This window comes from Burkholderia crassaminum (assembly GCF_964265005.1).
In the GTDB taxonomy this organism is placed as follows: Bacteria; Pseudomonadota; Gammaproteobacteria; order Burkholderiales; family Burkholderiaceae; genus Burkholderia.
The window spans coordinates 2,095,086-2,108,272 of the sequence record NZ_OZ183799.1 but is presented as its reverse complement, the minus strand read 5'-3'; the positions used below and the strand labels follow the sequence as shown (position 1 = coordinate 2,108,272).

The following is a 13,187-nucleotide window of genomic DNA, read 5'->3' as shown; positions in this document are numbered from 1 at the left end:
GAACGCGTCATTGTAGCCGCTCGGTCGGGGCCGGTACGAATCCTGAGGCCGGACGCGAAACGGCACGTTCGCGGCGCGAGTACGAGCACTTGTGCCTAACGTTCGTCCGCGCGATCCCAATAAGGCGGATCGCCGAAATGCTCGGCGAGGAACGCGATGAAGGCGAGCGTTTTCAGCGGCACGTGCGCGCGGCTCGGATAAACGGCCCAGATCGCGATGTCCTCCGCGAACGGATAGTCGTCGAGCACCGTGACGAGCGCGCCGCTCGCGAGTAGCGGCCCGACGTCCCAGGTCGACTTGATCGCGATCCCGAAGCCGTCGACGAGCGCTTCGCGGATGGCCTCGCCGTTGCTCGCGACGAGCCGGCCGCCGACCCGCACGGTGAGCGGGCCTTGCGGTGTGGCGAACGACCAGTCGCGCTGGTCGCCGAGGATCACGCACTCATGCTGCGCGAGGTCGGCCGGATGGCGCGGCGTGCCGTGCTCGGCAAGATACGCGGGCGAGCAGCACAGCACGCGACGGTTCACGGCGAGCTTGCGCGCGACGAGTGTCGAATCCTTCAGCGCGCCGAGGCGGATCGCGATGTCGTAGCCGTCGTCGACGAGATCGACGATCTCGTCCGACAGCCGCAGGTCGAGCGACACGGACGGATAGCGGCGCAGGAAGGCGGGAATCACCGGCGCGACATGCTGCCGGCCGAACGACGACGACATCGACACCTTCAGCCGGCCGTACGGCTCGGTGCGGCCGTGGCCGACCGACGCGCGCGCGGCGTCGGCGGCCGATAACAGCGTGTCGGCGTGCGCCATGAAAACTTCGCCGTCCTGCGTGAGGCTGATGCGGCGCGTGGTGCGGTGCAGCAGCCGTGCGCCGAGCTGCCGCTCGAGCTGCGCGATGCGCGCGCTCGCGACCGCGGCCGACACGCCGAATTCGCGCCCGGCTGCGGTGACGTTCGCGAGCAGTGCCGCGCGAACGAACAGCGCGACGTCGAGCAGGTCGAGCGGCTTGTCGGGGGCCGGAATCGGGTCGAAGGCCATTATTCTGAAATTCCTGAAAATGTTTCAGGAAATATAGCGGTTTTCTCGAATGATCGGGTTGCCTACGATGACGTTCATGGGGCTGCGCCGCGGCCCCCAGGTTTCCCTGAAGGAGTTTCATGATGAAGGCCGTTGGACTGACCCGTTATCTGCCGATCGACGACCCGCAAGCCTTGCTCGACGTGGAGCTGCCGCAGCCCGTGCCGGGCCCGCGCGACCTGCTCGTGAAGGTCGAGGCGATTTCCGTGAACCCGGTGGACACCAAGGTGCGCGCGCCGAAGCCGCAGGTCGAGGACACGCCGCGCGTGCTCGGCTGGGATGCGGCCGGCACGGTGGTCGCGGTCGGCGCCGACGTCACGTTGTTCCGGCCCGGCGACGAAGTGTTCTACGCGGGCAGCATCACGCGGCCCGGCGCGAACAGCGAATTCCATACGGTCGACGAGCGGATCGCCGCGCTGAAGCCGCGTACGCTCGATTTCGCCGCGGCGGCCGCACTGCCGCTCACCGCACTGACCGCGTGGGAAGCGCTGTTCGACCGGCTGCATGTGTCGCCGCAGGGCGCGGACGCCGGCAAGTCGGTGCTGATCATTGGCGGCGCGGGCGGCGTGGGCTCGATCGCGATCCGGCTCGCGAAGGCGCTGGGCAAGCTGCACGTGATCGCGACCGCGTCGCGGCCGGCGTCGGCCGAATGGGTGCGCGCGCTGGGCGCGGATGCGGTGGTCGACCATTTCGGCGACTTGCCTGCGCAGTTGCGCGAGGCCGGGCATCCGAACGTCGACTACGTGCTGATTTTCAACGATACGGATCGTCATTTTCCTGCCGCTGCGGAGGTAATCCGGCCGCAGGGCGGCATTTGCACGATCGTCGAGAACGACAAGCCGGTGCCGGTCGAACTGCTGAAGTTGAAGAGTGCCGCGTTTCACTGGGAGTTCATGTTCACGCGTGCGATGTTCGAGACACCGGACATGATCGAGCAGCACCGGATCCTCGGCGAAGTCGCGCGGCTCGTCGACGGCGGCACGCTGCGCACCACGCTCGGCGAACAGCTCGGCACGATCAATGCCGCGAACGTGCGGCGCGCGCACCAGTTGCTCGAGGCCGGCCGCTCGATCGGCAAGCTCGTGCTGAGCGGCTTCTGAGCCGGCATCGCGCGTAAGGTTACGGCGCCGCGAACGCAAGCGGGGTAACACCCGATGCGTTTGCGGCGCACGGCCTCCTCCTTGGCGGTAGACTGGCAGCGCATCATGCATCGAAAACCGCGCGGCACGCGCGTGCCGCCGCATACCAAGGAGGTCAGCATGAGCCAACGCAGCTTGTCAGTCGCCGCATCGTGGTCGGTCGTGTTCGCGGCGGCGTGTGTCAGCGCGAGCGTATTCGCGGCGCCGCCGGTCAAGGGCAGCCTGAAGGGCGGCGGCACCGGACAGCTGGAATACACCGTCAAGGTCGACTCGAAGACCTTCGGCAATACGCAGGAGACCCGCAAGATCCGCTCGGGCGAGACGGACGACTTCAACTGGAAGTCGGTGCCGCCGAGCGGTGCGGTCGCGATGCCGGACGGTTGCCCGAACGCCGACAGCCTGCCGCGCGACGAGAACGGCGCGATGGTGCGCCAGACCCAGGTGCGGCTCGCGCCGTCGATCGACGCGAAGGGGATCGCCAACGTGCAGATGAGTTTCCAGGCGTCCGCGCCGAAGGGTACGCGCAACGTGACGGTCGGCGGCAAGTCGCTGCAATGCCCGGACGTCGTGTCGGTGAGCCAGGTGAAGTGGGTGTCGATCCCGACCAACGGCGGTTCGAAATCAATCTCGATGAGCGACGGCACGAAGGTGACGGTGTCGATCAAGCGCTGAGCGGCGCGCGCGGGCCGGTGCCGGAACCGGTGCGCGCGCAACGGATTCGACTCGCGGGCCGGCCCGGCGACACATGAGCGTTTCGTGTTGCCGTCACGATGCTTTCCCACGATCTGCTTCGCGGTACCGTGCTGCTGCAACGGTATGGCAGCAGCACGGCGTGCGGCAGTGTCGCGTGGCGACCCGCGTGACGTCATGCGAATGTCACGCTATGCTCGCCCGCATCATCATCTTCCTGTAACGACATCCCGATGAAATGCCGAATGCGCGCGATGCTGTGTGCCATTGCGTTCGTCGCCGCGCATGCACACGCGGCCGATGATTGCGGTTTCGTGAAAAAGGTCGGGCTGCCGTCGCGGCAGCAAGTAGCGGTCGTGTCGAGCGGCGCGCTCGAACCGTGCTCGACCGGCAGCTACGCGGTGCGGGTGTATTCGACCGCGCATGCGGCCCCCGGCTTCGATACCGACGATTACGTGACAGGCGTGCTGCATGCACGTGACGGTACGGTCACCGATGCGTTTACGGCCGACCTCGGCGCGCGGGCGCCGCAGGCGCTTGTCGTGACCACACGCTCGGCCGGCAGCGGCGGTTATGTCGGCGCGCAGGCCTATGTGACGACGCCGCGCGCGGTGCGGCTCGTTGCGTCGGTCGACGGGCTCGCGCCGGACGCGGACATCGCGGCGGCATTGCGGCAGGCGATCGGCAAACGCCGCGGCGTGCGCTGACCAGCGAACCGCGCGAACGCCGCGCGCGGTGACACCGCGTGTCAGTGCGCGCGTTCTTCGAGCCGCGATGCGAGAAAGCGGTGATCGGCCGAGAACAGCCGGCGATAGGTCATCAGTACCGCACCGACGGTGCCGAGCGCGGAAGCCGCGGCGATCAGGAACATGATCACGATCTGGTAGCGCACGGCCTGCAGCGGCGACTGGCCGGCGAGCACCTGGCCCGTCATCATCCCCGGCAGGCTGACGACGCCGACGACGGCCATCTGGTTCAGCGTCGGCAGCATGCCTGCGCGCACGGCCTGGCGCGCAGCGTCCTGCGCGGCTTCCCAGCGCGTCGCGCCGAGCGCGAGTGCGGTTTCGACACGGTCGCGGCGCGCCGTGAGCTCTTCCATCATCCGCTCGACGCCGAGCGACACGCCCGTGAGCGTATTGCCGAGAATCATCCCGAGGATCGGAATCGCGTATTGCGGTGCGTACCACGGATGGATGCGGATCACGACGAACAGGCCGACCGCCGCGACGAACCAGCTGCTGAACCAGATCGACGCGATGCTGTCGATGCGCTGGCCGCGGTAGGTGCGTTTGCCGCGCCCCGCGCCGGCGAACCCGGCGATCAAGGTCATCAGCGCGGTGAGCGGCAGCACGATGTACCAGTGAGGATGACCGAATACCCAGCCGAGCACATAGCCGATCGCGAGCAACTGCACGACGGTGCGCACGGCCGCGAGCGCGAGCTTGCGGCCGAGGCCGAGCGACAGTGCCATCGAGATCGCGCCGTTGACCGCGACGAGCGCGGCGGCGATGCCGACGTCGACGAGGCTCAGGTCCTGCAGTGCGGGGCTCATTGCGTTGCCTCCGTCGGGTTTGCAACGTGCATCACGCCGGCCTGCATCACGAGCCGCATCGTGCCGATCCGCGCGGCCTGGGCCGGATCGTGCGAGATCCACATGTACGCGCGGGCGTCGGGTGCCGCGTCGAACCACGCACCGACGAGCGCCTCGATCGCACGCGCCGATTCGGGATCGAGCGCGGAGGTCGGCTCGTCGAGCAGCAGCACGTCGGGGTCGAGCTGCAGCACGCGCAGCAGCGCGGCGATCTGCGCTTCGCCGCCCGACAGGTCGCTTGCGCGCTTGTCGAGAAAATCGGCGCCGCGGCCGGCCTGCGCGGCGAGCGCTTCGGCGCGCGCGCGATCGAACGCCACGTCACGATAGATCGCGAGCGAATACGGATAGCGCAACTGCGATTCGACGGTGCCGTCCATCTGCGCGGGGCGCTGGCGTACATAGGCGACGCTGCGCCGGTAACGCGGGATCGCACTGCGCCGGATCCGTTCGCCGCGCCACAGGATGTGGCCGCCGTCGAGCGGGTCGAGCAGCGCGAGCGCGCGCAGCAGCACGCTCTTGCCCGACCCGGACGGCCCGGTGATAGCAATTCGCGATCCTGCTGCGAGGCTGAAATCGGTCGGGGCGAGCAAGGTCTTGCCGCTGCTGGCATCGCGCCGCGTGATGCGCTGTGCATCGATGAGGCCGGTGGGGGCTGTCATGTCACAAATGAAAAAAAGCGTTAATGGCGTCGAAGCGTCACCATGGCGTGCGTCATAATACCGATTGAAAAGCCGCGGGTGTCGTGCGCCGTTCGTCCACGCAAGCGGCCCGGCATGGTGCGGCAACATTTCAGAACAACAACGGAACCGCCATGACGCTTACCCGAGCCATCGGCAAATCGGCTGCATGGATCGTCGGTATCGTCGCGGTGCTCATCGCGGCGGCCGGCGTCTTTCTTTTCGTCTTCGACTGGAACCGCGCGAAGCCGTGGGTCAACGAACAGGTGAGTGCCGCCCTCGGCCGCCCGTTCGCGATCAACGGCGACCTGAAGGTCGGCTGGCGCCGCCCCGACGGCGAAACCGGCTGGCGCGCCTGGGTGCCCTGGCCGAGCTTTTCGGCCACGCAGCTCGAGATCGGCAACCCCGACTGGGCGAAGACGCCCAAGTTCGTCACGCTCGACGCCGCGCACTTCGATCTCGCGATCCTGCCGCTGCTCGCGCATGAAATCGTCATCCCGTCGATCGACGTTGTGAATCCGGCCGTCGACCTCGAGCGGCTTGCCGACGGCCGCAACACGTGGACCTTCCAGTTCAAGCAATCGTCGCAGCCGTCGCCGTGGAAAGTGCGGCTCGACAGCTTCGGCTTCGCGAAGGGCACCGTCACGTATCGCGACGCGATCACGAAGGCCGACCTGACCGTCGCGATCGATACGCTCGGGCAGCCGATTCCGCTCGGCGACGTGCTGAAGGAGCAGGAGCAGACGTCGCGCGCGGCATCGGCGCAGCGTGTCGGCAAGCACGGCGCCGCGCAACTGAGCGCAAAGGCCAACGCGGAGGCTGCGTCGAGCGCGTCCGCCGCGCAGGCTGCGAGTGCGGCGTCGGTGGAGGGGGCTTCGGCCGCGCCTGCCGCGGTGCCGGCTGCGTCGTCGTCCACCGCTTCAGCATCGGTTGCTGCTGCCGCTTCCAGTGCAAGCGGCGCAACCGGTGCCGCTGCGCCCGCGAAGCCGTCCGGCCCGACCTATGCGTTCGGGCTGAAGGTCGACGGTCGCTACAAGAACGTGCCGATCACCGGTACCGGCAAGCTTGGCGGCGTGCTGGCGATCCAGGATGCGTCGCGGCCGTTCCCGCTGCAGGCCGACGTGAAGGCCGGCGACACGCGGCTCGCGATCGTCGGCACGCTGACCGATCCGATGCATCTCGCGGCCATCGACCTGCGACTCTGGCTGCAGGGCACGTCGATGTCGCATCTTTATCAGCTCAGCGGCATCACGCTGCCCGATACGCCGCCTTACGCGACCGAAGGGCGTCTGATCGGCAACTTCAAGCGGCACGCAAGCACGTTCCGCTACGAGAATTTCAACGGCCGCGTCGGCGGCAGCGATCTTGGCGGAACGCTGGCCTACGAGCAGCGCGAACCGCGGCCGAAGCTGTCGGGCGAACTCGTGTCGAATCTGCTGCAGTTCTCCGATCTCGCCCCGGTGATCGGTGCGGATACGGCCGCGAGCAAGGCCAAGCGCGGCGACACGACGAAACAGCCGTCGAGCCGCGTGCTGCCGGTCGAGACGTTCCGCACCGACCGCTGGCGTGCGCTCGATGCGGACGTCAAGTTCACGGGGCGCAAGCTGGTCAAGAGTTCGGACCTGCCGATCACCAACCTGTACACGCATATCGTGATGCAGGACGGTGTGCTGTCGCTCGAGCCGCTGCAGTTCGGCGTCGCGGGCGGCACGCTCGCGACGACCGCGCGCCTCGACGGCAGCGGCGCGCCGCTGAAGGGCCGCTTCACGGTGGCTGCGCGGCACCTGAAGCTGAAGCAACTGTTCCCGGCGCAGAAGGTCATGCAGTCGGCGCTCGGCGAGATCAACGGCGATGCGTCGCTGTCGGCGACCGGCAACTCGCCGGCCGCGCTGGCCGCGACGTCGAACGGGGAAGTGAAGGCGCTCGTGACGGACGGCCGCATCAGCCGCCTGCTGATGGAAGCGGCGGGGCTGAACGTCGCGAACGTCGTCTACGAGAAGCTGTTCGGCAACAACGACGTGAAGATCAACTGCGCGGCGATCGACTTCGTCGCGACCAACGGCATTCTCGACCCGAAGGTGTTCGCGCTCGATACGGACGACGCGCTGATCAACGTCGACGGCCCGATCAGCCTGCGCGACGAAACGCTCGACCTGAAGATCCATCCGCATACGAAGGGCTTCCGGATCTTCTCGCTGCGCTCGCCGCTGTATGCGAAGGGCACGTTCAAGAACCCGAACGTCGGCGTCGATGCGACCGCGCTCGCGCTGCGCGCCGGTGCGATGCTCGGCCTCGGCCTGATCAACCCGTTCGCGGCCTTGATTCCGCTGATCGCGCCGAGCAACAACAAGGATGTGCCGTGCTCGGAGCTGTTCGGCCAGATGAATGCGAAGGCCGCGCAGCGGGCGGCGGCGAAAGCCGGCAAGTGATGGATGCACGTAGCGCGACGAACGCGACGCGTGGGCGCGCGATGCAACCGCCGCGTGCGTCGCGCAGACACGCAGACACGAAGAAACGCAGAAACGCAGAAACGCAGAAACGCAGAAACGCAGAAACGCAGAAACGCAGAAACGCAGAAACGGCCAGCCGCCCGGCAGTACCGGGCAGGCGCCGTGATGTCCGCCCGCGACGCGTCAGCGGCCCGCGCGCGCCCACAGCAGCACGGGGTCGACTTCCCGGCCGTCGATCCGCACCGGGGCGGAGGGGCCGATCTGCAGGCGATCGCCGTCGAGCCTGGCGATTCGCTGCTGGATGTTGCCGACCCAGTTCGGGAACAGGCTGACGTCCATTTCGTGGGTCAGCGTGCCGTCGTCGCCGACATGAAAGGGGCCTGAATAGGCGATGTAGCCGCGCGCGGCGGCCGCGCACTCGTCCTCTGCGCCGTGGTGCAGGTCGCCGTTCGCGTACGGCGGCCGGCCGGCGGCCATCAGCTGGGCCGACATGTAGCCGTCCCGCGTATAGAGAATCCAGCCGCGCGCGTCGCGGCCGAGCGGATAGGCGATTGCACTGCCGTCCCGCGGGCGGACTTCGTAGGACACGAGGCGCCACGCGCCGACGAGTTGTTCGCGAAGCTGGCTGGCAAGCATGCGGGATTCCGGTAGGGCGGCGGTGGGGCGCGTGCCGTCGTGTTGGCGGGCCGCCGCGCGGCCGGCCAGGGGGCCTGGAATGCGCTGCGGGAACGGCGTGGTCGGCAGTTTCTCCGACACCTGCTAAAATACACGGTTTTCCGTCGATTTATCCTTTAACGGGACCTGCCGTGCTTTCTACTGCCAACATCACGATGCAATTCGGGCCAAAGCCCCTGTTCGAGAATATCTCGGTCAAATTCGGCGAGGGCAACCGCTATGGTCTGATCGGCGCGAACGGCTGTGGCAAGTCGACGTTCATGAAGATCCTCGGCAGCGACCTCGAGCCGAGCGCCGGCAACGTCGCGCTGGAGCCGAACGTCCGCCTGGGCAAGCTGCGCCAGGATCAGTTCGCGTACGAAGACGTGCGCGTGCTCGACGTCGTCATGATGGGCCACACCGAAATGTGGGCCGCGATGACCGAGCGTGACGCGATCTACGCGAACCCCGAAGCCACCGACGACGACTACATGCACGCCGCCGAGCTCGAAGGCAAGTTCGCCGAATACGGCGGCTACGACGCCGAAGCGCGCGCAGGCGCGCTGCTGCTCGGCATCGGCATCGAGGAGAAGTTCCACACCGGCACGATGAGCGACGTCGCGCCGGGCTGGAAGCTGCGCGTGCTGCTCGCGCAGGCGCTGTTCTCGAAGCCGGACGTGCTGCTGCTCGACGAACCGACCAACAACCTCGACATCAATTCGATCCGTTGGCTCGAGCAGACGCTCAACGAGTACAACTCGACGATGATCATCATTTCGCACGATCGTCACTTCCTGAACTCGGTGTGCACGCACATGGCCGACATGGACTTCGGCACGCTGAAGGTCTGGCCGGGCAACTACGACGACTACATGCTCGCATCGGCACAGGCGCGCGAGCGCCAGGCCGCGGCGAACACGCGTGCGAAGGAGCGCGTGGCCGAACTGCAGGACTTCGTGCGCCGCTTCTCGGCGAACAAGTCGAAGGCCCGCCAGGCAACCAGCCGCGCGAAGCAGATCGACAAGATCAAGATCGAGGAATTCAAGCCGTCGTCGCGCCAGAACCCGTTCATCCGTTTCGAGTTCGAGAAGAAGCTGCACAACGTCGCGGTGGTAGCTGAAGACATCACGAAGAAGTACGAGCGTACGATCTTCCAGAACTTCAACCTGTCGGTGCAGCCGGGCGAGCGCATCGCGATCATCGGCGAGAACGGTGCAGGCAAGACGACGCTGCTGCGTTCGCTGCTCGGCGCGCTCGCGCTCGAACACGGCACGGTGAAGTGGTCCGAGAACGCGAATGTCGGCTACATGCCGCAGGACACGTACGAGGAGTTCCCGAACGACATCACGCTGATGGACTGGATCGACCAGTACCGCAAGGACGGCGATGATGAAACGATGGTGCGCGGCACGCTGGGCCGCCTGCTGTTCTCGTCGGACGACATCAAGAAGTCGGTGAAGGTGCTGTCGGGCGGCGAGAAGGGCCGCATGATCTGGGGCAAGCTGATGCTCGGCCGCCACAACGTGCTGCTGATGGACGAGCCGACCAACCACATGGACATGGAGTCGATCGAGTCGCTGCAGATCGCGCTCGAACAGTTCGAAGGCACGCTGATTTTCGTGTCCCACGACCGCGAATTCGTGAGCGGGCTGGCGAACCGGATCATCGAAGTGCGGACGGACAGCACGCTGTTCGACTTCGGCGGTAACTACGAGGAATTCCTGACGAGTCAGGGGCAGGAGTAAAACCCGCCCGTTTGTACCCAATCTGATGTACCCGATTGTACCCAAGAGGCCCGCCGAGTTGTACTCGGCGGGCTTTTTGTTGTACCCGGGGCTTCGGGCGCTCAGTGTCGCCTTTTTGTTCTTCTAGTCCTCCTTGTCGTCGCGCCGATTCTCTGGCTTCGCTGCTTCCTCGTCATTCTCTAGTTGGCCCCGCTCCTGCGCCTCTATGCAGTCTGTTGCGGAATGAGGCCGAACGCCTTGTAAGCGAAAGCGTGGCGCAACATTGACTGTTGGTCTCCAAGTCTGGGACGAGCATGGGCGCATTGCTCTGGATGCGACTACGCGCGCAGGGCGGGTTAGCGGCGTCGTCCGAATTCATCCACCAGGAACGAAGGATGTGCAGTGGATTGCAGGTGAATCCGGTTCCGTTGCGGCTGACCTCTCAGGAGGAACACCGTTTTGGGCGTTTACACCAGATTGGTTGTATCGGCACGTGAGCGGTAATGCTCCAGTTCCCATTGTCCAGGTCGCAGCGAATGGAATCAGTTGGTTCTATTCCGGCTCGCCTGCCGATTACCGTACACCGATGCCAGGAACACTGGTGTACGGCGTTTATTAACCAAGGAGGTTTACATAGCAGGTTCAAATAACAACACGGTAATGCGATCTTTGCGAGGTCCGCGAGAACAGACGTAGCGAACGAGCTAAAGCTAGCCTTGCCTGTCGTGATGAACGTATCGAGAGCGCTACTTACCGAATCGAACGCACGACGGAACACGCATTGACAAGGCGCGACTCGGATCACGAAGCGATTTTGTAAAAACGCTCATCTGTTCGGCATGGGCTATTCTATCGTCTCGCAGAAGGCTGCAATATGGTTGTAGGACAGCTGATTCAGCCACATTGAGTTTCAACCAAATATCATCGTCGAGCGAGTGTCTCTTCACGGCCGATTGTGGATAGCAGGGCTGCCACCAATTATAGGGCCGCATGGTCCTGGAGGTGATCGCGCTCCGGAGACTCCTAAACGCGAGCGTCACGATAGCCTCCGAATCGCGCGAGGTCTAGTTACTTCTTGTCGGGCGGGATGTCCCGGCATGCACACTTGAGACGCACAGCCCCGCGTGGGCCACGCAGCGAATCATCGAGGCGCGGGGCTCGACTGGTTCGGGAACTTGAAGCGGATTACTACGGGTTCACCCAGGCCGTTGCTGGAAAGCCACGCCGAAGAAAATTAATTTATTGACTTTTCGCCGAGAGATTCGTCCGGAATCGGTATTCCGGGATGTATATTTGTGTATAAGAATGAATATGCGTGAAAAGTAGTGATAACACGGCGCTGACAAGTTGCTAAGGAGTTTTTAACCAGCCAACTTGTTGCACAGTACTGGTATCACTCACTGCAAAAAGACTGTGTTGGACGCGGAGAAAAGGTGCGTTAGGATTGTGTCTGCAAGGTCATCCGGCCTTGTAAAACAAGAGGGCGAGCTACCTGTGGCCTGGAAACCGAAGTAGCCCGCCCTACACGCAAACAGGCAATCAAATGAAACCTGATCCTGCAACCCTTTACTGGGTTCTCGCGGCAACCTACGCGTTGATGGCGTTGATGCACGGTCATCCGTAGAGGTTTTTGTATCCTACATATGTGTTTGTAGGATAAACGCAGTCTAGCACTTTCGGATTACCGGTCAACAGATATTGTCGACCGAACGAGGCGCTAGGCTCTTGGCAAATCGCGCCTGTGCGTGATGAGTCCCGGCCGCCCACCTAGAAATAGGTGGCGGCTTTGTCACGACTATATTCATAACGTTGCGGCGGCCCAATACTTCTGGAGGTGGCAGTGGAGTTTCCTATCGCAATCCATAAGGACGACGGGACCGTCTACGGCGTGACTGTTCCGGATATCCAGGGCGTTCACTCCTGGGGCGAGACCATGGACGAGGCTATCGAGAACACCAGGATTGCTATCACCAGTCATGTTGAGACTTTGCTCGCGCTTGGAGAGGGAGCGCACTTCAACTGTTCGACCATGGATCAATTGGCTTCGGACCCGGACTATGCCGGAGCGGTCTGGGCGACGATCGAGGTTGAGCTTCCTCGGCGGGCCTAACCCTCAATCAGCAAGGTACCGGTTATGAAGATGCTTGCAATTGTCGGTTGGCTTACGTTGCTTCCTGCGTTCACAGGCGTCTACGCCGCGCGTCTCTGGTACCTCTCCAGCAAACTCTACGTAAAGCCGACTTGGGAAAAATTTGGTGGGGTCGAACCAGGGGTTCCCTCCGCCTCCCATTCGGGTTGGATTGCCGGAATCCTCGAAGCAAGCAGCGAGAGTGCCGAGCTAAATCGACGTGCGGCTCTGTGGACGGCTGTATCGGTTGGCCTTAGTGCGGTAACGACGGTAATCGGGACCGGCTTGCCACTCATCATGGGCCAGTGATGGTTTGACGAAGGTCGGGTGGGTTAGTCATGGGCGGTGATATTCCAAAGAGGGTCAGGCGGTCTGTTAAGGATGGACGACTCCCTAACATGCGCGATCCTCGCCACCTTGGGTACGTCCCCCCGGCGACCGGGTTCGCGCATGCGCGCTTCGTCGGTTACTTTGAGCTTGGCACGCATGAGGGAGAATACAAAGGCAAGAAGCGCGACCGCGAAAGGGTCGATCTGGTCTTTGAACTGAGCGGCCCGAATCACGAACCTACCGTGCGGGAAGGGCACGCGATTCCTGTTCGGATTACCGCGCAGGAGACGTTAGACCTATCGTCTGGATCAAGCTTCCGTCAGCTTTTCAATGCGATGGACGCTGCGTGCGGTGGCGGTGCTACTCACATAGCCGAAATGCTTGGTAAGCGGTTCATCATTGAGGTATTCCATCGGAGGAGCAGGGACCGTAAGACGGTCTATGCAAATCTGCGAGGATTGGGCGGCTACGACGTGAAGGGGACCGCGCGGCAAGATCATCGGACGGGTGAGCCTATTGTCGTGGAGGTTGCGCCAGCGATTACGGATAACTACGAGGAATTCCTGACGAGCCAGGGGCAGGAGTAAGTGTGCTGAGGCGTCGTCCGGTCATGTGTCCCGGCTAGGCCGGTAGGCAGTACCCCCAGCCGGACCCCCGGAGCGAACCGCCGGAAGTACATCAGGCCCGCATCGACAGCGTTGTCGATGCGGGCTTTTTCATGTCCGCTT

Annotated in this window: 12 protein-coding genes; 7 read left to right on the top strand and 5 right to left on the bottom strand. The window is 64.2% G+C overall.

What is annotated here, in order from left to right:
- Window positions 1-95: 95 nt before the first annotated feature.
- Window positions 96-1,037: a LysR family transcriptional regulator gene (locus tag ACPTTF_RS09690; RefSeq protein ID WP_166964678.1), complete on the bottom strand. Its 942-nt coding sequence runs from the start codon at window positions 1,035-1,037 to the stop codon at window positions 96-98.
- A 122-nt stretch (window positions 1,038-1,159) separates the two neighbouring features.
- Here ACPTTF_RS09690 and ACPTTF_RS09685 point away from each other — a divergent pair, with 122 nt between their 5' ends.
- From ACPTTF_RS09685 to ACPTTF_RS09675, 3 genes are all read left to right on the top strand, one after another.
- On the top strand, window positions 1,160-2,176 hold the full coding sequence (locus tag ACPTTF_RS09685; RefSeq protein ID WP_423391169.1) for a zinc-binding alcohol dehydrogenase family protein: 1,017 nt from the start codon (window positions 1,160-1,162) through the stop codon (window positions 2,174-2,176).
- Window positions 2,177-2,335: 159 nt separating this feature from the next.
- Window positions 2,336-2,887, top strand: a complete 552-nt coding sequence (locus ACPTTF_RS09680; protein WP_166964674.1) for a DUF6013 family protein — start codon at window positions 2,336-2,338, stop codon at window positions 2,885-2,887.
- A gap of 251 nt (window positions 2,888-3,138) precedes the next feature.
- On the top strand, window positions 3,139-3,612 hold the full coding sequence (locus ACPTTF_RS09675; protein WP_423371051.1) for a PliI family lysozyme inhibitor of I-type lysozyme: 474 nt from the start codon (window positions 3,139-3,141) through the stop codon (window positions 3,610-3,612).
- Window positions 3,613-3,653: 41 nt separating this feature from the next.
- Here the strand turns inward: ACPTTF_RS09675 and ACPTTF_RS09670 are convergent, their stop codons facing one another.
- On the bottom strand, window positions 3,654-4,457 hold the full coding sequence (locus tag ACPTTF_RS09670; RefSeq protein ID WP_021159773.1) for an ABC transporter permease: 804 nt from the start codon (window positions 4,455-4,457) through the stop codon (window positions 3,654-3,656).
- Window positions 4,454-5,155, bottom strand: coding sequence for an ABC transporter ATP-binding protein (locus ACPTTF_RS09665; protein WP_423371050.1), 702 nt, complete (start codon window positions 5,153-5,155; stop codon window positions 4,454-4,456). The genes ACPTTF_RS09670 and ACPTTF_RS09665 overlap by 4 nt, the downstream gene beginning before the upstream one ends.
- Window positions 5,156-5,307: 152 nt before the next feature.
- On the opposite strand from ACPTTF_RS09665, the gene ACPTTF_RS09660 reads away from it, so the two are divergent.
- Entirely contained in the window at window positions 5,308-7,602 is a 2,295-nt protein-coding gene (locus tag ACPTTF_RS09660) for an AsmA family protein (protein ID WP_423371049.1), read from the top strand.
- A 204-nt stretch (window positions 7,603-7,806) separates the two neighbouring features.
- Here ACPTTF_RS09660 and ACPTTF_RS09655 read toward each other — a convergent pair whose 3' ends face one another.
- Complete coding sequence (locus tag ACPTTF_RS09655; RefSeq protein ID WP_423371048.1) at window positions 7,807-8,259, bottom strand: lipocalin-like domain-containing protein; 453 nt, start codon at window positions 8,257-8,259, stop codon at window positions 7,807-7,809.
- Between the two features lie 170 nt (window positions 8,260-8,429).
- Here ACPTTF_RS09655 and ACPTTF_RS09650 point away from each other — a divergent pair, with 170 nt between their 5' ends.
- A complete protein-coding gene (locus tag ACPTTF_RS09650; RefSeq protein ID WP_166964663.1) occupies window positions 8,430-10,022 on the top strand; it encodes an ABC-F family ATPase in 1,593 nt (530 codons plus the stop codon).
- Window positions 10,023-10,443: 421 nt separating this feature from the next.
- On the opposite strand, the gene ACPTTF_RS09645 is transcribed toward ACPTTF_RS09650, so the two are convergent.
- On the bottom strand, window positions 10,444-10,779 hold the full coding sequence (locus ACPTTF_RS09645) for a phage tail tape measure C-terminal domain-containing protein (protein ID WP_423371869.1): 336 nt from the start codon (window positions 10,777-10,779) through the stop codon (window positions 10,444-10,446).
- 1,062 nt (window positions 10,780-11,841) lie between these two features.
- Here ACPTTF_RS09645 and ACPTTF_RS09640 point away from each other — a divergent pair.
- A complete protein-coding gene (locus ACPTTF_RS09640) occupies window positions 11,842-12,111 on the top strand; it encodes a type II toxin-antitoxin system HicB family antitoxin (protein WP_423371047.1) in 270 nt (89 codons plus the stop codon).
- A 416-nt stretch (window positions 12,112-12,527) separates the two neighbouring features.
- The gene (locus ACPTTF_RS09635) at window positions 12,528-13,046 is read left to right on the top strand and encodes a hypothetical protein (protein WP_423371046.1); all 519 of its coding nucleotides are present in this window, start codon (window positions 12,528-12,530) and stop codon (window positions 13,044-13,046) included.
- Window positions 13,047-13,187: the final 141 nt, after the last annotated feature.

Excerpts from the sequence above, each read along its gene's own strand:
- ACPTTF_RS09635 (WP_423371046.1), top strand. The coding sequence starts at position 12,528 with ATGCGCGATCCTCGCCACCTTGGGTACGTCCCCCCGGCGACCGGGTTC.
- ACPTTF_RS09660 (WP_423371049.1), top strand. The coding sequence starts at position 5,308 with ATGACGCTTACCCGAGCCATCGGCAAATCGGCTGCATGGATCGTCGGT.
- ACPTTF_RS09670 (WP_021159773.1), bottom strand. The coding sequence starts at position 4,457 with ATGAGCCCCGCACTGCAGGACCTGAGCCTCGTCGACGTCGGCATCGCC.
- ACPTTF_RS09655 (WP_423371048.1), bottom strand. The coding sequence starts at position 8,259 with ATGCTTGCCAGCCAGCTTCGCGAACAACTCGTCGGCGCGTGGCGCCTC.
- ACPTTF_RS09665 (WP_423371050.1), bottom strand. The coding sequence starts at position 5,155 with ATGACAGCCCCCACCGGCCTCATCGATGCACAGCGCATCACGCGGCGC.
- ACPTTF_RS09690 (WP_166964678.1), bottom strand. The coding sequence starts at position 1,037 with ATGGCCTTCGACCCGATTCCGGCCCCCGACAAGCCGCTCGACCTGCTC.
- ACPTTF_RS09675 (WP_423371051.1), top strand. The coding sequence starts at position 3,139 with ATGAAATGCCGAATGCGCGCGATGCTGTGTGCCATTGCGTTCGTCGCC.
- ACPTTF_RS09680 (WP_166964674.1), top strand. The coding sequence starts at position 2,336 with ATGAGCCAACGCAGCTTGTCAGTCGCCGCATCGTGGTCGGTCGTGTTC.
- ACPTTF_RS09685 (WP_423391169.1), top strand. The coding sequence starts at position 1,160 with ATGAAGGCCGTTGGACTGACCCGTTATCTGCCGATCGACGACCCGCAA.